At 27.4% G+C, this 17564-nt stretch carries 15 protein-coding genes and 4 tRNA genes; 7 read left to right on the top strand and 12 right to left on the bottom strand.

Translation table 11 applies throughout. The features are described 5' to 3' along the window. Window positions 1-122 precede the first annotated feature (122 nt). From lysS to IQC44_RS03595, 3 genes are read right to left on the bottom strand one after another with little or no spacing between them, the layout of a single operon-like run. The gene (lysS, locus tag IQC44_RS03605) at window positions 123-1646 is read right to left on the bottom strand and encodes a lysine--tRNA ligase (protein ID WP_198304840.1); all 1524 of its coding nucleotides are present in this window, start codon (window positions 1644-1646) and stop codon (window positions 123-125) included. 11 nt (window positions 1647-1657) lie between these two features. Next, window positions 1658-2359, bottom strand: a complete 702-nt coding sequence (locus IQC44_RS03600; protein ID WP_198304839.1) for a CvpA family protein — start codon at window positions 2357-2359, stop codon at window positions 1658-1660. A gap of 57 nt (window positions 2360-2416) precedes the next feature. Continuing rightward, on the bottom strand, window positions 2417-4489 hold the full coding sequence (locus IQC44_RS03595; protein WP_198304838.1) for a sensor histidine kinase: 2073 nt from the start codon (window positions 4487-4489) through the stop codon (window positions 2417-2419). 109 nt (window positions 4490-4598) lie between these two features. On the opposite strand from IQC44_RS03595, the gene ispG reads away from it, so the two are divergent. The 3 genes from ispG to IQC44_RS03580 all read left to right on the top strand — a co-directional run bounded on the left by ispG (window position 4599) and on the right by IQC44_RS03580 (window position 7564). Beyond that, on the top strand, window positions 4599-5660 hold the full coding sequence (gene ispG, locus IQC44_RS03590) for a flavodoxin-dependent (E)-4-hydroxy-3-methylbut-2-enyl-diphosphate synthase (protein WP_198304837.1): 1062 nt from the start codon (window positions 4599-4601) through the stop codon (window positions 5658-5660). Continuing rightward, window positions 5660-7105, top strand: coding sequence for a replicative DNA helicase (locus IQC44_RS03585; protein ID WP_198304836.1), 1446 nt, complete (start codon window positions 5660-5662; stop codon window positions 7103-7105). Before ispG ends, IQC44_RS03585 begins: the two co-directional genes overlap by 1 nt. 63 nt (window positions 7106-7168) lie before the next feature. Continuing rightward, window positions 7169-7564, top strand: a complete 396-nt coding sequence (locus IQC44_RS03580; protein ID WP_198304835.1) for a type II secretion system protein — start codon at window positions 7169-7171, stop codon at window positions 7562-7564. Here the strand turns inward: IQC44_RS03580 and IQC44_RS03575 are convergent, their stop codons facing one another. Beyond that, window positions 7565-8368 (bottom strand): DNA ligase, encoded by an 804-nt coding sequence (locus tag IQC44_RS03575; protein ID WP_198304834.1) that lies wholly within the window; start codon window positions 8366-8368, stop codon window positions 7565-7567. A 130-nt stretch (window positions 8369-8498) separates the two neighbouring features. Between IQC44_RS03575 and apt the strand changes: the two genes are divergently transcribed. From apt to IQC44_RS03555, 4 genes are read left to right on the top strand one after another with little or no spacing between them, the layout of a single operon-like run. Then, entirely contained in the window at window positions 8499-9047 is a 549-nt protein-coding gene (gene apt, locus IQC44_RS03570; protein ID WP_198304851.1) for an adenine phosphoribosyltransferase, read from the top strand. An 11-nt stretch (window positions 9048-9058) separates the two neighbouring features. After that, entirely contained in the window at window positions 9059-10270 is a 1212-nt protein-coding gene (gene trpB, locus IQC44_RS03565) for a tryptophan synthase subunit beta (protein WP_198304833.1), read from the top strand. An 8-nt stretch (window positions 10271-10278) separates the two neighbouring features. After that, window positions 10279-10980, top strand: a complete 702-nt coding sequence (locus tag IQC44_RS03560; protein WP_198304832.1) for a DedA family protein — start codon at window positions 10279-10281, stop codon at window positions 10978-10980. Continuing rightward, window positions 10970-12382, top strand: coding sequence for a leucyl aminopeptidase (locus tag IQC44_RS03555; RefSeq protein ID WP_198304831.1), 1413 nt, complete (start codon window positions 10970-10972; stop codon window positions 12380-12382). Before IQC44_RS03560 ends, IQC44_RS03555 begins: the two co-directional genes overlap by 11 nt. Window positions 12383-12441: 59 nt before the next feature. Here IQC44_RS03555 and IQC44_RS03550 read toward each other — a convergent pair whose 3' ends face one another. From IQC44_RS03550 to IQC44_RS03515, 8 genes are all read right to left on the bottom strand, one after another. Next, window positions 12442-13236, bottom strand: a complete 795-nt coding sequence (locus IQC44_RS03550; protein WP_198304830.1) for a restriction endonuclease — start codon at window positions 13234-13236, stop codon at window positions 12442-12444. Window positions 13237-13284: 48 nt separating this feature from the next. Beyond that, window positions 13285-13371: transfer RNA gene (locus IQC44_RS03545), tRNA-Leu, on the bottom strand. Window positions 13372-13392: 21 nt separating this feature from the next. After that, window positions 13393-13468, bottom strand: a tRNA-Phe gene (locus tag IQC44_RS03540). A 23-nt stretch (window positions 13469-13491) separates the two neighbouring features. Beyond that, window positions 13492-13576, bottom strand: a tRNA-Tyr gene (locus tag IQC44_RS03535). A 23-nt stretch (window positions 13577-13599) separates the two neighbouring features. Next, window positions 13600-13674: transfer RNA gene (locus tag IQC44_RS03530), tRNA-Gln, on the bottom strand. 71 nt (window positions 13675-13745) lie between these two features. Then, window positions 13746-14492, bottom strand: a complete 747-nt coding sequence (locus IQC44_RS03525) for a hypothetical protein (protein WP_198304829.1) — start codon at window positions 14490-14492, stop codon at window positions 13746-13748. 9 nt (window positions 14493-14501) lie between these two features. Beyond that, window positions 14502-16601, bottom strand: a complete 2100-nt coding sequence (locus IQC44_RS03520; protein ID WP_198304828.1) for a hypothetical protein — start codon at window positions 16599-16601, stop codon at window positions 14502-14504. A gap of 15 nt (window positions 16602-16616) precedes the next feature. After that, window positions 16617-17561 (bottom strand): hypothetical protein, encoded by a 945-nt coding sequence (locus IQC44_RS03515; protein ID WP_198304827.1) that lies wholly within the window; start codon window positions 17559-17561, stop codon window positions 16617-16619. Window positions 17562-17564: the final 3 nt, after the last annotated feature.

The raw sequence follows: 17564 nt of genomic DNA, 5'->3' as shown, positions 1-17564 counted from the left end.
TCACTAGCAATCATCTCAAGGTGAGTTGTTTGTCTTACAAGCTCTGCTTCAACAATATCAAATACCTCAATATCAGCTGTTTTCAAATTATCTTTTGTTATGTAGTTCATCGCTTTTCCTTTTTATTTTTCAGTATTTTCATCTAAAAGTAAATCAAAATCTTGTTTTACAGGTTTCATTGCAGGGAAAAGTAAAACATCTCTAATAGAGTGTTCATTTGTAAGCATCATTACAAGTCTATCAATTCCTATTCCTTGCCCTGCTGTTGGAGCCATACCATAAGATAGTGCATTTACAAAATCTTCATCCATTTCGTGTGCTTCATCATCACCACTATCTTTTGCTTCCATTTGTCCTTCAAATCTACTTAATTGATCAAGTGGATCATTTAACTCACTAAAGGCATTTGCAATCTCTCGCCCTGCGATAAATAACTCAAATCTATCTGTAAGATGAGATTTTGTATCACTTCTTCTTGCAAGTGGTGAAATTTCAACTGGATACTCTGTAATAAATGTTGGATTTATAAGTTTACTCTCTACAAACTCATCAAAAAGCTCTCCTTGAAGTTGTCCTAAATTCATACTCTCTTTTGCTTCAAGTTTATTTGCTCTTAAAAACTCTAAAATTTTTGCTTTATCTTCAACTATATCTTGTGGAACTCCACCAATTTTATATAAAGACTCTATTAAAGGAATTTCAGTAAATTTTGTAAAATCAACTTCTAAATCGCCATAAGGAAGAGTTGTTGGAAGATTTAAATTTTTAAATAGATATTCAAAATACTCTTTTGTTAAAGCAATCAAATCTTTATAAGTTTTATATGCCCAGTAAAACTCAATAGATGTAAATTCAGGGTTATGAGTTGCATCCATTCCTTCATTTCTAAAGTTTCTATTTATCTCAAAAACAGCTTCAAATCCACCTACAATTAATCTTTTTAAATACAGTTCAGGTGCAATTCTTAAAAATCTATCAACACCTAAAGCATTGTGATGAGTTACAAAAGGTTTTGCATTAGCCCCTCCTGCAATTGGGTGCATCATAGGAGTTTCAACCTCTAAGAAACCTTTATCTTCAAAAAATCTTCTTGTAAGACTAATAACTTTACTTCTTGTATGGAAAGTTTTTCTAACATCAGAGTTCATTATTAAATCTAAATATCTTTGTCTATATCTTAGCTCTTTATCAACAATCCCGTGGAATTTTTCAGGAAGTGGAGAGATGGCTTTTGTAAGAATTTTTAAGTTATCAACATGAAGTGAAAGTTCACCTTGTCCTGTTACAAAAGGGTATCCAGAAACTTCAATAATATCTCCAACTTCTACAAATTTTTTAAAAATATCATTATAGAAATTTTCAACTAGATTATCTCTTGCTACATAAACTTGAAGCATTCCGCTCTCATCTTCAATCTTTAAAAAAGAGGCTTTCCCCATAAGTCTAAAAAACTTAATTCTTCCAGCTATTGTGAAATTTCTACTTTCATCTCTTTTAGTTTCTAAGTTAAAAATATCTTCATTTTTTTCTAAATACTCTTTTATAGTTAAATCTCTTTGGCTATCGTTTGCATAAGGATTTATTCCTAAATCTCTTAAGCTTTGTGCTTTTTCTATTCTTTGTTGTATATATTTGTTTTCAAACAATTTAAATCCTTTTAATTCTCTTTTGTATCTTCTGTTTTCTGATTTGAAAGTTCTTGTGTTACATCTTTAAATTTTTCTTCTAAACTATCTGTAACTTGCTCTTTTATATTATCTTCAACTGCTTTTTGTGTTTCATTTATATTTTCTTCTATTGATTTCTTAGCATCATCAATCATTTCACTTGGTTTTACTGTATCAACTGCTTTGTCTAATTTTTGAGTTAAAGCTGTTGTGTCAAGTTTTATAATATATGAACCAACACTTAATAAATGAGGCATAACCATAGAGTTTTCAAATTTCTCATCAATAACTTTTTTAAATGAAGCAACTTGATATAAGGCATAAGCGATAACTGCAAATATTAAAAATATTTTTAAAGCACCAAAAATAAATCCAAAAATTCTATCTATTGCACCTAAACCACTTGCACTAAATATTTTGCTAACAACAACTCCAGCACTATAAATAATCAGCCAAACAATTACTAATGCAGCAACAAAACCAATTAATTTAATAGTAGCTTCGTTTTCTAAAACTAAAATAGGAGCTATTAAATCTCCTAGCTCTTTAGATATTCTTGAAGCTACAAATATAGCACCAACAATACCTAAAAGTCCAAAAACTTCCTTGATAAAACCTCTAAAAAGACCTTTTAGTCCAAGTAATAATGTAATTGCAATAATTATTAAATCAAATAACGAAAAATCTTGCATCAAATTCCTTTTATTCTAAATCTGGGCAATTTTATCTAAAAATATCAAAATAAAAGTTTAATTAAAGTAGATTGTGAATTTTAATCCCTTTAACTTTTTGTTTTCATAAACAAATTCTTCATTTTTTAGCTCTATTTTTTTGTTTAAAGTATTTGTAAAAAACTCTTCAACAACATAAAGCCCTAATCCAACTCCAAAAGATTGATGTTTTGTAGTGAAATATGGCTCATAAACTTTTGAGATAATCTCTTCATCTATCCCTTTTCCGCTGTCAATTATATTTAGTGTTTTATCATCTAAAGTTATTAAAATGTATCTTTCTTGCTCTTTTGAATTTTCTATTAAAGCTGAGATTGAGTTATCAAAAATATTTAAAATAACTTCTGAAAAACTGTTGCTATCACAATCTAAAAGAATATCGTTTGAGTGTTCAAATTTACAAATTATTTTATTCTTATCAAAAATTGAATCTAAAAATTCTATTATTTCATTTATTGATTCAACAACTGAAACACTATTTCTTTCATCTTTTATAAAGAAATTTGTGAAATTTTCTATTGTATTTGATAATTTTACTGTATTAAAAACTATTGTGTCACAAGATTTATTGAGTTCATTATCACTTAAAATATTTAAATCTTTTTTGAGTTTAATTCCACTTGAAAGTGTACTTATAACACTTAAAGGTTGTCTCCATTGGTGAGCGATATTATTTAAAGTATTTTTTATAGCATTTAATTTTGCTTGTTGGAATATAAATCTTTGCTCATTTTTCTCTTTTTCAGTTTTAAAAATATCTTGAGAAATATCTGTAAATGTTGCTATTATTAAATTGTTATCTTCAATTTGACTAACTTTTACAGAAAAATGTTTTAAACTTTTATTGTTATCGTACATAGCAACTTTAAAATCTATATCTTGATTATTTAAAGCATGTTGAGCCCAATTTCTACCACTATAATCAATATCTAAAAGGTAATCTTCTCTATTCATATCAACAAACTTTTTGCAAATACACATATATCTATCTTTGAACTCTTTTAAAGATTTACACATTTTGAAGAACTCAAGTAGTTTTTTATTTGAGTCAATTATCTCTTTACCATTTGTAATAATTACAATACTAGATTGTGTATCAAGTATTAATCTATTCTTCTTCTCTTGAGATTTTATGCTATTTGTGTATTTTGTGTAAAAATATATAATAAATAGGAATAAGATTGTTATTAAGATTATTAATATTGTTAAAATATCTTGTTTTTTAATAGAATTTATATATTTAGAATCTATATTATTTAAATCATAAAAGTTTAAAATTGAACCGATTTTTTCATTTTTTTCATTTAAAAGGTGATAGTTTGCTATTAAGTAGCCATTTTCTACTAAATAAGTATCAATATTTACATATTTCTCAATACCATTATCTTCTAAATATTTGCATAGCTCTTTATTTGCATTTCCATTTGCAATATGATAATCATCTATAAAAGTACTTGATAATAAAGGATATTTTAAATTTTTTCTAAATCTTTTTTCTGCAATTATAATAGGTTCTAAATTGTCTTTTTCTAAATCTTCAGAAATAGAGTCAAAGTGTGTAACTACTTCTAAAGCTCCAAAAAGTTCATTATTATCATCTAAAATTGGAGTTCTAGCTTTTATACCTATATTAAAAAGCCCAATACTTATTGAAGTTGATATTTTTCTTAGTACATTTTGATTTTGTAAATCATCTCTAAATTGAACTCCATCTCTAATATCTGTCCAAGAACGATATAAGCTATTTCTATTTTTATCTAAAATTTGAATCCAAATATTTTTATATTTTGAATTATCTTCTATAAGTTTAGCTATATTTTTGTAGTTAAGCTTATCATAATCTTTATTTCTAAAGTGATTATATAGATTTTCATCCTTTGATAATGAAATTGCAATTGCTAAAGATGTATTTGATTTATCGCTAATTAGACTACTTACTTTTTCATTTATATTTTTATAAGTTGTTTGATAAATATTTTCTAAAAGCTCTTTTTGTTTTTTTGATATACTATTATAAGTTATAAAAGTTATTAAAGAAGAAATTATAGTAAAAACAAAAATAATAATTAGAAAATTTCTATTAATAGCCAATACTTCCCCTTTTGTGTATAAAGTAATTATACAATTATTATAAAAAATAATATCTTTTATAAAATTAAACTTCACTTTAATTTAATCAATTTTGGATAAAATCCCACTTATGATTAAAAGATACCCAACAAAACAGATAAAAGTAGGAAATGTCCTAATAGGTGGTGATGCACCAATAAGTGTTCAATCAATGACATTTACAAAAACATCAGATGTAGAAGCTACAGTTGAGCAAATAAGAAAACTTCATTTTGCTGGTGCAGATATTGTAAGAGTTGCTGTTCCACATCTTGAAGATGCAAATGCTTTAAAAGAGATAAAAAAACAAGTAGATTTACCTATAGTTGCAGATATTCACTTTCACTATAAATTAGCACTTATTGCTGCTGAGGTAGTTGATTGTATTAGAATTAATCCTGGAAATATTGGAGAAAAAAATAGAGTAAAAGAGGTTGTAAAAGCTTGTCAGGCTAGAAATCTTCCAATAAGAATTGGGGTAAATTGTGGTAGTTTGGAAAAAGAGTTTGAGGATAAATATGGACAAACACCAAAAGGTATGGTTGCAAGTGCTGATTATAATATTAAATTTTTAGAAGATTTAGGATTTACAGATATAAAAGTATCTCTAAAAGCCTCTGATGTTCAAAGAACTGTTGAAGCTTATAGACTCTTAAGACCTATGAATGATTATCCATTTCATTTGGGAGTAACTGAAGCTGGAACACAATTTCACTCTACTATAAAATCATCTATTGCTCTAGGAAGCCTACTTCTTGATGGAATAGGAGATACTTTAAGAGTTTCAATGACAGGAGAACTTGAAGAAGAGATAAAAGTGGGAAGGGCTATCTTAAAAGATTTAGGTATTTCAAAAGAGGGCTTAAATATTATATCTTGTCCAACTTGTGGAAGAATAGAGGCTGATTTAGTAAGTGCAGTTGCTGAGATTGAAAAAAGAACTTCTCATATAAAAACACCACTTGATGTTTCTGTTATGGGTTGTGTTGTAAATGCAATTGGAGAAGCAAAAGCTGCTGATGTTGCAATTGCTTTTGGAAAAGGAAGTGGGCTTGTTATGAAAAAAGGTGAAATAATTGCAAAATTAAGTGGTGATGAACTTATAAATAAATTTGTTGAAGAAGTTGAATTTGAAGCAAAAAGAAAAGCATAATGGATAGTATTTATAGCATAAATATTGAAAGAGCTGTTCTAAGCTCAATATTTTTTAATCCTGAAGAGCTTGAGGATATTTTAGGAATTTTAAAACCAAAAGATTTCTATCTTCCTGCACATAAAGCTATTTTTGAAGCTATGGTAAAACTTCACGAAGATGATATGCCAATTGATGAAGATTTTATTAGAAATAAGATTAATTCAAAAGATATTGATGATTCAGTTTTACTCGAAATTCTAAGTGCAAACCCTATTACAAACACAAGTGCTTATGTAAAAGAGATAAAAGATGCTTCTGTAAAAAGAGAACTTGCAACTTTAGCTACAACTATTAAAAAAGTTGCTATTGAAGAGCAAGTAAGTGCAAATGAAGCCCTTGATACTATTCAAGGAGAGCTTTATAAAATCTCTACAAATAGTGCAACAAGTGAACTTAAAGATATGCAAACAGTTACAGGCGATACTTTAGCATATATTGAAAAGATGAAAAAACTTGGTAATAAGTATTTAATAGGACAAACAACAGGTTTTGACTCACTTGATAAAAGAACAACAGGTTTTAATGAAGGTGATTTAGTAATCATTGCAGCACGTCCAGCTATGGGAAAAACCGCAATAGTTTTAAATATGGCACTTAAAAATATAGAAAGAGATAAAGGTGTTATATTTTTCTCTTTAGAGATGCCAGCAGAACAACTTATGTTAAGAATGTTAGCAGCAAAAACATCAATTCCACTACAAAATTTAAGAAAAGGTGATATGAATGATCAAGAGTGGTCAAAATTAAGTGATGCTTTTGGACAGCTAAATACAAAAAAACTTTTTGTTGATGATGGTGGAAGTATAAATATTAATCAACTTCGAGCAAGAGTGAGAAAATTAGCACAAAATGAAGATAATAAAATAAGTTTAGTAATAATAGATTATCTTCAGCTAATGCAAGGATTAGGAAACAAAGATAGACATCAAGAGGTTTCAGATATAAGTAGAGGTCTTAAAATGTTGGCAAGAGAGCTTAAAATTCCAATCGTTGCACTTTCACAGCTAAATAGGGGACTGGAAAATCGTCCAGATAAAAGACCCATGCTAAGTGATTTAAGAGAATCTGGAGCTATTGAACAAGATGCTGATATTATAATGTTTGTTTATAGAGACGATGTTTATAAACAAAGAGATGAAGCTAGAAAAGAGAAAGAGGCAAAGGATAAAGGCGAAGATTATAAGTCAAAATTTCAAGATAAACCAATAGAAGAGGCTGAAATAATTATTGGAAAACAAAGAAACGGACCAATTGGTACAGTTAAACTTGATTTTCATAAAAACCTTACAAAATTTGTAGATAAAGAGAATGATTTTGGAGGACAAGCTCCAATTGAAGTGGTTTTTGAAACAATTGCTGATGTAGAAAAAGAGGCAAATATAGATATTCCAGATATATTATAATTAGTTATATTATTTTAAGTTATAAAAATTTATAATCTCCTAAATTATTTTAGGAGATTTTCTATGAAAAGTGCTTTTTCTTTGCTTGAGTTGATTTTTGCTATTGTTATTTTGGGAATTATTGTTGCTTTTGCAGTTCCTAGATTTATGGATACAAAAGATAGTGCTTTAGCCTCAACTATAAAAAGAGATGTAAATACAGCTATAAACTCTATTCAATCTTATTATTTGTTAAATAATAAAATTGATAAAATTAGTGATGCTATGAATATTTCAGATACAAATTGGAATATTGAAGATTTAAAATTAAGTGATAAAAATGCTTGTTTATCTTTGGAAGTAAATAAAACAAAAACTCCAATCACAATAGATTTAAAGGTTGATACAACAAAAATTTCATCAATTTGCACAAAGATAAAAGATAGTGGATTGGTTACAAAAAGTTATGAAGTTTATTGATTATTCATCTTTTCTAACTCTTAAAAATGAGGCAAATTTTGGTTTATTGTTTTTTGTAAAACCATAATATTTAAATGTTACAGTTGAGCCAATTTTAGGTGGTTTTTTTCTATCTTTAAGAGAAAAACCACCACCTAATTTAAATATTGTTCCATCTTTTAGCTTTAAATTTAAACTTCTAAAACTTCCATCTTTATTAAAATTGTGAGAAATAACTTCTCCTTCTTCATCAAAAAATGCTTTAACTTTTAAAATATTTTGGCTTCTTCCTGCTTCATAAGATAAATTTGGATTTTTAACAATTACTCCTTCTCCATTTTTTCTTAATATTTCATCTAAAAAAATATTTAAATGTTTTTTATCTTTTATTTTTATTTGAGGTATTATTTTTATAAATTTATTTGGATTTTTTGATAAAAAATTTTCTAAAACTTTTAATCTTTCAAGAAAATTCCCATTTTGCTTTGGAACTTCGAAAATATTATAAGTTATATTTTCCCAATTTTCACTTTTGTTTTGCGATAAAACTATACTTTGAATATTTTCAAAATCTTCATATTTTGTCCAAAGTTCTCCATCTAGTTCAAAATTTGGAAAATTAACAGTAAACCAAGCAGGAGCATAGATTTTATTTCCATTTTTTGTTTGTAGCTCTTTTCCATTCCAAATTGCTCTAATTCCATCTAGTTTTTCACTCATTAACCAATCTTGTATATTATGCTTTGTTTCATCATATATAGATGGTTTTATAATATCAATAGAGAAACAGAGAGAAAAACTAAAAATTAGAAGAAAAATTTTCATAAAATACCTTTTAAATAATTTTTATAATTATATATAAAATTCTATTTTTTTACAAAAATCATAAAGAAATAATATTTATTTGGCTAGAATAGTGGACTTTTCTTGAATAGTAGAGGTTATTTTGAATAATATAAAAAATTTAGATAATAAAGATAAAGAGTTTTTATTAAACTCAATAAGAACAGTTGAAGATTTTCCAAAAGCAGGAATTAGCTTCAAAGATATTACTACACTTTTAAACAATAAAGATGCTTTTGAACTTTTAATGAACCATTTGGAAGAAAGATATAAATCATACAATTTAGATTATATAGCAGGTATTGATGCTAGAGGTTTTATTTTTGGTTCAGCTTTGGCAACTAGGCTTAAAATTGGTTTTGTGCCAGTTAGAAAAAAAGGAAAACTTCCAAGTACAACAGTTTGTGAAAAATATGAACTTGAATATGGTTTTGATGAAGTTGAGATACATTTAGATGCTTTTAGTACAAGTATAAATAAGCGAGTTTTATTAATAGATGATTTGGTTGTAAGTGGTGGAACAGCTTATGCGGCTGCTAATTTGATTAAAAAATTGGAAGCAAATTTAGTTGAAGCTTGTTTTATTATAAATTTTACAGTTTTAGCAGGTAAGAAAAAACTAGAAGAGTTAGTTCCTGTTTATTCTGTTTTAGATATTTAAAAGAGAGAAAAATGAGTAATTATATACCTAAAAAAAGCCCTTTTGATCCAAATGAGAAAGGTGAATTTGGTGGAGTTTTTGGTGGGCAATATGTACCAGAAACTTTAATGCCAATTTTAAAAGAGCTAGAACTTGCATATAGCAAATATAGATTTGATAAAGAGTTTTGGGATGAGGTAAACTACTACTTAAAAGATTATGTAGGACGAGAAAACCCACTATATTTTGCCCAAAATCTTAGTTCTGAATTAGATGCAAAAATATATCTAAAAAGAGAAGATTTAAACCATACGGGAGCTCACAAAGTAAACAATGTAATAGCTCAAGGCTTATTGGCTAAAAAAATGGGCAAAACAAAGGTAATAGCAGAAACAGGTGCAGGACAACACGGAGTTGCAACAGCAACAATAGCAGCACTTATGGGACTTGAATGTACAGTTTTTATGGGTGCAAAAGATGTGGCTAGACAAGAGCTAAATGTATTTAGAATGAAGCTTTTAGGTGCAAAAGTAATTGCAGTTGAAAGTGGAAGCAAAACTTTAAAAGATGCGATGAATGATGCTATACGATATTGGGTAACAAATGCAAGAGATACTTTTTATATTATTGGAACAGTAGCTGGTCCTCATCCATACCCTATGATGGTGCGAGATTTTCAAGCAATTATAGGATATGAAGCAAGAAAACAGATTTTAGAAAAAGAGAATAAATTGCCTGATTTTGTTGTTGCTTGTATTGGTGGTGGATCAAATGCTATTGGGATGTTTTCACACTTTTTAGAAGACAAAGATGTTACTTGTGTTGGAATTGAAGCAGGTGGTTTAGGTCTTGATACACCTAAACACGGAAGCTGTTTAGCTCTTGGAAGCCCTGGGATTTTACACGGGCAATGTTCATATCTGCTTCAAGATGATGATGGGCAAGTTCTTGAAGCTCACTCTATTAGTGCAGGGCTTGATTATCCAGGGGTTGGACCTGAACACTCTTTTCATAAAGATAATAAAACCGTAGAGTATGATAATATCACAGATAAAGAAGCACTTGATGCTTTTGTTTGGTTAAGTCAAAAAGAGGGAATAATTCCAGCTTTTGAGTCATCACATGCGGTTGCATATTTGAAAAAAGCAAAAGATAGAATAAAAGGAAAAACAGTAATTGTTTGTTTATCTGGTCGTGGAGATAAAGATATGATTCAAGCAAAGAGCTTACTAAATTTTGATTAAGGAATAAGATGAAAGAACTTTTTATAAAAATCCAACCATATATGGGAAAAATATTTGCTATATTTTTAACACTTTTTATATCATTTTTAGCATATGCTTTATATCAAGCACCAGTTGAGGGGATTGATGAAAAATTTGTATATCTTTTGAAGCAACATGGATATATTATTTTATTTGTTTGGGGAATGCTAGAAGGTGAAGCAGGGCTTGTTATGGCTGGTCTTTTATCTCACTCTGGTGATATGAATCTTTTTTTAGCAATTTTTATAGCAGGTCTTGGTGGATTTGCTGGTGATCAGGTATATTTTTATATTGGAAGATTTAATAAAGAGAATGTTTTAAAAAGATTAAGAGGTCAAAGAAGAAAGTTTGCTTTTGCTCACTTGCTTTTGAAAAAACATGGATGGCCAATAATATTTACTCAAAGATATATGTATGGAATGAGAACGATTATTCCAATTTCAATCGGACTTACAAAATATGATGCAAGAAAATTTGCATTTATAAATCTAATCTCTGCTTGGTGTTGGGCTGCTATTACAATAGTACCTGTTTGGTATTTTGGAGAGCAGATTATGGTTGTTCTTCATTGGGCAAAAGAACACTGGTATATGGCAATTCCAATAGCACTAATAGCTGGTGGAGGAATAGTTTATATGTTTAATAATGCAACAAAAAAAATTGAAAAAAGGGTAATGAATGAAAATTAAAATTTTAGAAATATCAAAATCAAAAAATTGTGATTTAGAGATAGTTTTAGTAAATAAAAGTGAAGATTTAGGCGATAAAAAAGAGCTTTTAGATAGTTTAGAGTTTAAAATTAAGGATGAAGCATCTATTTTTCTACCAGAATCAAAACTAATTTTTTCTGCATTTGAAGAATTTTCTTATGACTCAATAGCAATAGCTATTGCAAATGCAGTTAAAAAAGCTAGTGCAACAAAGTATAGAAGTGCAAAAGTTGTATTAAATAAAGAGTTAGAAAATGAGTTTAAAGCTTTGGTTGAAGGTGCAATTTTAGGAAGTTATAAATTTGAAACTTACAAAAGTGAAAAGAGCAAAAATGAGCTAGAGTTATTTTTCATAGTTGAGAAAAAAAGTGCAATATTAAGTGATATATTAGAAGAGTCAAAAATTATTTCAGAGGCTGTAAATTGTGCAAGAGATATGGTAAATACTGCACCACAAGATTTTACACCAAAAACTTTTGTAAAAGAAGCTGAAACTTTAGCAAAAGAGCTAGAACTTGAAATTGAAGTTTTAGGAGAAAAAGAGCTAGTAAAACAAAAAATGATGTCAATGCATAGTGTAGGACGTGCTTCAATTCACGAGTCTCAGCTAATTCACCTAAAATATAAACCAAAAAAAGCAAAAACAAAAATCGTTTTGGTTGGGAAAGGTTTGACTTATGATAGTGGTGGATTATCGCTAAAACCTGCAGATTTTATGATTACTATGAAAGCTGATAAATCGGGTGGAGTTGCCGTTTTAAATACTATTAAAACTATTGCAAAATTAAAACTTCCTGTTGAAGTTCATGCTATTATTGGAGCTGTTGAAAATATGGTTGGTGGAAATGCTTATAAGCCAGATGATATTTTAAAAGCAAAAAATGGAAAAACTATTGAAGTGCGAAATACTGATGCTGAAGGGCGATTGGTTTTAGCAGATTGTTTATGCTATGCTCAAGATGAAATCAAAAATATTGATTATATTTTTGATTTTGCAACATTAACTGGTGCTTGTGTGGTAGGGCTTGGAGAATATACAACAGGAATTATGGGAAATTGTGAAAACCTAAAACAAAAAGCATTAGAGTCTTGCCAAAAATGTGGTGAATATGCTACAAAACTAGATTTCAATAGATACTTAAAAAAATGTATAAAATCTGAAATAGCAGATGTTTGTAATATCTCTAATACAAGATATGGTGGAGCAATCACTGCTGGTATGTTTTTGGATAACTTTGTTTATGAAGAAAACAAAGAAAAATGGATACATTTTGATATAGCTGGTCCTGCTTTTGTTGAAAAAGCTTGGGGATACAACCCTTATGGTGCAAGTGGAACTGGTGTTAGATTTGCAGTTGAGTTAATAAAATCTCTTTCATAAAATAAAAGGGACTATAAAATAAAAATAGAACACTACATTTGTAGTGTTCTTTACTGTATTCAATTCTCTTCAAATGGGACACATTTAAATTTTATAAATTTGTTTTTTTCTAAAAATATTTCTGCTGATTTTGTTAATATATCTTCGTGAGAAACAATAAAATGGTAAGACACTTTTGTGTTTGTTAAATCTATATTTTTTAAATACAAAAAACAATCCCCAACAAATGCTCTTAAATCTTTTTGATTTATTTTATAACTATTAGACATAGACCAATTTTTGCACTGTACTAATATAATATTATTATCTTTTTTCGCAATTACATCAATTCCACCATCATCAAATGATTTTTCTATTCCTATATTTTGAACTTCATATCCTAAAACTAAATATTTATTTGAAATAAACTCTTCATAGCTATTTCCATAATGTTTCTTTTTTTTATGTTCATCAATATTACAAGCTAATATATATCTTGAGTATGTAGAAGTAAGCTTTTTAATTTTATAAACAACTTCGTTCATAAAAAAAGATTCCATATCATTATGTTTAACTTCTTCTAAGCTATAAAATGAAATATAAACATCTTTAAGAATATTATGTTTATATATCATTGTAACTGTATGTATTAATTCAATCTTATGTTCAAAGATATTAAAATTTCTATTTCCTAAAGAATCACTTAAATCTTTTCGTTTCCCATCTTTTGTAGAAACTAAAAAAACTTCTATTGTCCCAGTCATAAAAGAGATTAATTTTTTTAAGTGACTTATATTGCAAGGAGTATATATTTTAATTGTGATAGTTTCTAAATAAGGGAGTGATTGTTTTATTAAATAATAATCTTCATTCAATATTGCTAACCTTATATTAAATTTAAAAGTATTTTTTGTAAAAAGGGGTGGTGCGAATGGTGAGAATCGAACCCACACTCCAAAACTGGAACGGGATTTTAAGTCCCGCGCGTCTACCTGTTCCGCCACACTCGCACAAGTGTGTATAAATCAAAGTGGTGGTTCGAGACAGAATCGAACTGTCGACACAAGGATTTTCAATCCTTTGCTCTACCGACTGAGCTATCGAACCATAATTTGATTATTTAAAAAAAGTGGTGGTGAGAGAAGGATTTGAACCTTCGAAGCCGTAGGCGGCGGATTTACAGTCCGCAGGATTTGACCACTCTCCAACCTCACCATAATAAAAAAGACTTAAATTTTTGGATGGGGTAGAAGGATTCGAACCTTCGAGTGACGATACCAAAAACCGTTGCCTTACCGCTTGGCGATACCCCATTAATTTAAGTGGACGGAATTATATAATTATAAATATTAAGAATAGCTAAAATTTAAAGCTTTTTATGAAATTATTCATAAAAAGCTGGAATTGGTGGGAATGTATCAAATGATCTTTTTAAAGCAAAAGTTATAGCATTTCTATTTTTAAAATTTTGCATAGGATTTGAGAATTGAAGATATTTTATTGATTCATCTGCTGTTTTCTCTTTTTTATATACAAAGGCTACTTTTTTCCCACTTTTTACACTATTTTCGTATAAAGTTTTTGCATAATTAAATATATTTGGGAACTCTTTTTCATTTATTTTATCTCCCCAACAAAAATATACAAATTTCCCATTTGGGATGAAATTTTGAGCATCTATATACATAATATCTCTATCAAACTCTGTATTTTGATTTGAGTTATATTTTTCTAAATCTTCATTAAATTTTGATAATAAAGTTGAAGAGTCGATATGCCCTTCAATTAGGTTAAATAAATTTTTAATCTCTACAATTTTTCCACTACAATGTTCACTCATAGCTTGTTTAAATGCTGTAATATAGTTTTCACATTTTAATTCTACTAGAGTTTCAAAATCTTCAAAATCCTGTTTTAAAAGCTCTTTATTTGAATCAAAACCAACAGGTGTAACCACTGGATTGTAAATAAATACTGTTCCTATGATATTTTTCTTTCTATCATCTTTTGTTTTTATTAGGTTTTTTAGCTCTTTTGCACTTATTTCTTCATCATCTTTGTTGAAATACATATAGCTTTTTGTTAAAAAAACCTCTTCATATTTTGTCTCAATTTCTCCGTAATACTGCATAATTCTCCTTTATTTTTTGTTTACATAAGTTCTAAAATCGCCACACTCTTTGAGTAACTCTTTATAATATTTTGTATCGTTGAAGCTATTTTTTAGAGTATCAAAATCTTTTGCTCCACCACTTTTTAGAAAGCTTTCATAAAAATCATCACTATAACCATAATTCCAAGTTTTATTTTTTCTCCACCAAGAGCTAGATTGTGGTGCATCTTTTGATTTTAAATCAAAAAGTGCTAATTTTGTTTTTGCAATTTGATAAGTTATTTTTGCTTTTAACTCTTTGTCATTTGTACTTTCTAGTGCAAGATTATAGTGTTTTAAAGCAAGATTTAATTTATCTTCTTGAAGCTCTGGAGTATGTATATGGGCTACACTTCTATATGTTGTTGTAGCTTTTGAAGAGTTTCCAAAATAGCTTAAATTATACAAAGCATTTGCATATAAAAAGTTATCCATATCATTATTTTGGTTTTTTTGAAGTTTCTCTTCAATCTCTAAAATAGTATTTAAAAAATCTTTTATACTTAATTGCTCTTTTTTACCACTTCTATTATTTCCTCTAATAAGACCATTAAAAGGATTGAACTCTAGTTTATAATCTAAAATTCCTAAATCTGTATCTAATGCCTCTTTAAATTTAAGATTGTTTATTAAAACTGCAACTTTTGCATAAGCAAATTCGCCATCATTGTCTATTAAATTTTTAAATCTTTTTTGAAGATAAGTTTTTAGTTTTGAACTTTGAGGTTTTGCTAAAAACTCTTCAAATGTTTTAAATTTTTTCAAATCTAAATCTGTATAGTTTATATATGATGCATTTTGTGTCAAAAATAGATTAAAATCTAAATTTTGTTTTTTATACAATTTTGCTAAAACTTGTAAAGTGTATTCATAAATTGCATTTGATGTATGCTTCTCATCTATTAATTTTTCTATTTTATCAATAATTATATTTTCAGTTTTATCATCTATCTTTTCTAAAGATTGAAGATATAATAAATATGCAAAAGTTTGTACTTCATGAGATTTTGGATTTGTCTCTAAAAGAGAGTTTAAAACTCTATTTGCTTCATTAAAATCTTTTTTATACAAATAAAAATATGCTAAACTTAAATCTTGCAAATATCTATTTTCAAGCTCTAAACTATTTAAAAAATCAATATATTTTGTATAAAAGCTATTTTCATTTTCCCCATTTTCATCTTCAAAATAGTCTTCATTATTAAAAAAAGTTTGAGATTTTAAGAGTTCTCTATATAGCAAAAATTCAAGCCATTTTGAGTTTTTATCAAGAGCATAGATATTTTGCATCTCTTCAATTGTATTACTTGCATTATCTAAAGCTCTTAAAGTGTAAATAACAGCTTTTTCATCGCTATTTTTAGCTAAATTTATAACTTCGTCAAAATCTTTTTGCTCTCTTAGGTAAAAAAAGTTATAAAGAGCTAAATGAGAATTTATAGCATCTGGGAAAAGCTTTGAAAATAAGTACACACCTTTTGCTTTTTCACCACTTTTTATTATAGCACCTGCATATAAAGCATCTACCCAATCTTTTACAATAGAGTTTGAATTTTCTACTAAATAATAGTGTTTTTTATATATCTCTAAAGGTTTTTGTTTGTGGTAGTGAGCAAGTCTTAAAGCCAAAAAGAAATATCTTTGTTTATAAAAATCTGTTTTTGAATCTTCTAATTTTTTTAAAGCTTTTGAAATATAATTTGTACATCTTGTTGGTTTTGAATCACTGAAATTTGCAATAGTACAATTGCTTTGTTCATAGATAAAATTTATATAATCTTTTGTATCATTTTCTTCTAGGTTTGTAAGATTTTTATTATAAATAAAATCTTCAAGTTCAACTAAGCTATATTTGTTTTTTAGCTCATTTTTCCACTCTAAAAGGTTTTTTTCTCTATTTTTTTCTTCATATTTATACAGTATTTCATTATAAATTGCTGGGTCGTTTAAATCTTCACTAAATTGTAAAAAGATATTATCTCTTTTTTCCAAAAACATATATTCTATACTATTTGGATTCCAGTAATCAGCACAAGAAAATAAAGATATTTTCAACAATAGACTTATAAAAAGAGTTCTAAAAAACATATTTTTCCTAATTTCCTAATTTTTTAATAAATTTTGCAAATTATACTTTGTTTTGTATTTAATTGTATAAAAAATAACTTCATCAAAACTATTTTTTGATAATTTAAAAAAATCATCAAAAGCAATTTTAAGCTCTTTTTCATCTACATTTTCAACTCTTAAAATATCATCTTTATAGATATATTTTCCTTTAAAATAGTGACTATTTAGGACTTTATATCTATTGTTTCCAAGATTTTCAAAGTTATTTACTAGCTCTTTTTCATCTATATTTTCAAATAGATTTATAGCTTCTTCATCTCTAAATTGTACTGCTTGAGAGTATAAAGGAAGAGCTAATTTTAATTTTAGTGGATAGTTTTCAAAATTATAGTGATATTTTTTCGCTTCAGTATTATCTAAAATATAATTTTTTGTTTCAAAATCGGCTAAATTTGACATATTATAATACATCAAAACTCCATAATCAACTGGCGGAACTCCAGTTTTTTTGAAATATTTAATTTGATGAAGCCTAATTGTGGCACTCAAAGTTTTATTTAGCTCTTTTTTAAGCTCTTCTAAAAATAAAAAATAGTTACTTTTTGATGATTCACTCCAATCACAATCTATTTGAATTTCACTGAAATTGAATTTGTTTGTATATTTCAAAATTTCATTTGATAAAATCTTATAATCTACATTTTGCAAAGTTTTATTTGTAATAAAAATTACTGGAATAAAATCTTTTGGTGGATTTTTTATAAAATTTGTTTCAATAATTTCTAATTTATTTGCATATTTTATATCTAAAATTTTTATATATAGTTTTTCATTTTGATCATCTAAATTGTATTTGTTTTCCCAAAAATAAAATGAACTTGTAAAGTTTCTATCACTATCTTTTTGTATAAAAAATATTGAGATGGAAAAAAAAGAGATTACTATAAAAAATAGTAAATAAACAAAAGATTTTTTCATAAT

This window comes from Arcobacter vandammei (genome assembly GCF_016106035.1).
Classification (GTDB): Bacteria; Campylobacterota; Campylobacteria; order Campylobacterales; family Arcobacteraceae; genus Aliarcobacter; species Aliarcobacter vandammei.
Note: the sequence above shows the minus strand (reverse complement) of the source record. Positions and strands in the feature narration are given on the sequence as shown.

Bases quoted from the DNA above. Each gene is read 5' to 3' on its own strand.
- IQC44_RS03555 (WP_198304831.1), top strand. From the start codon at position 10,970: ATGAAAATTAAAATTTTAGAAATATCAAAATCAAAAAATTGTGATTTA.
- trpB (WP_198304833.1), top strand. From the start codon at position 9,059: ATGAGTAATTATATACCTAAAAAAAGCCCTTTTGATCCAAATGAGAAA.
- IQC44_RS03580 (WP_198304835.1), top strand. From the start codon at position 7,169: ATGAAAAGTGCTTTTTCTTTGCTTGAGTTGATTTTTGCTATTGTTATT.
- IQC44_RS03575 (WP_198304834.1), bottom strand. From the start codon at position 8,368: ATGAAAATTTTTCTTCTAATTTTTAGTTTTTCTCTCTGTTTCTCTATT.
- ispG (WP_198304837.1), top strand. From the start codon at position 4,599: ATGATTAAAAGATACCCAACAAAACAGATAAAAGTAGGAAATGTCCTA.
- IQC44_RS03520 (WP_198304828.1), bottom strand. From the start codon at position 16,601: ATGTTTTTTAGAACTCTTTTTATAAGTCTATTGTTGAAAATATCTTTA.
- IQC44_RS03600 (WP_198304839.1), bottom strand. From the start codon at position 2,359: ATGCAAGATTTTTCGTTATTTGATTTAATAATTATTGCAATTACATTA.
- IQC44_RS03560 (WP_198304832.1), top strand. From the start codon at position 10,279: ATGAAAGAACTTTTTATAAAAATCCAACCATATATGGGAAAAATATTT.
- IQC44_RS03585 (WP_198304836.1), top strand. From the start codon at position 5,660: ATGGATAGTATTTATAGCATAAATATTGAAAGAGCTGTTCTAAGCTCA.
- IQC44_RS03515 (WP_198304827.1), bottom strand. From the start codon at position 17,561: ATGAAAAAATCTTTTGTTTATTTACTATTTTTTATAGTAATCTCTTTT.
- IQC44_RS03525 (WP_198304829.1), bottom strand. From the start codon at position 14,492: ATGCAGTATTACGGAGAAATTGAGACAAAATATGAAGAGGTTTTTTTA.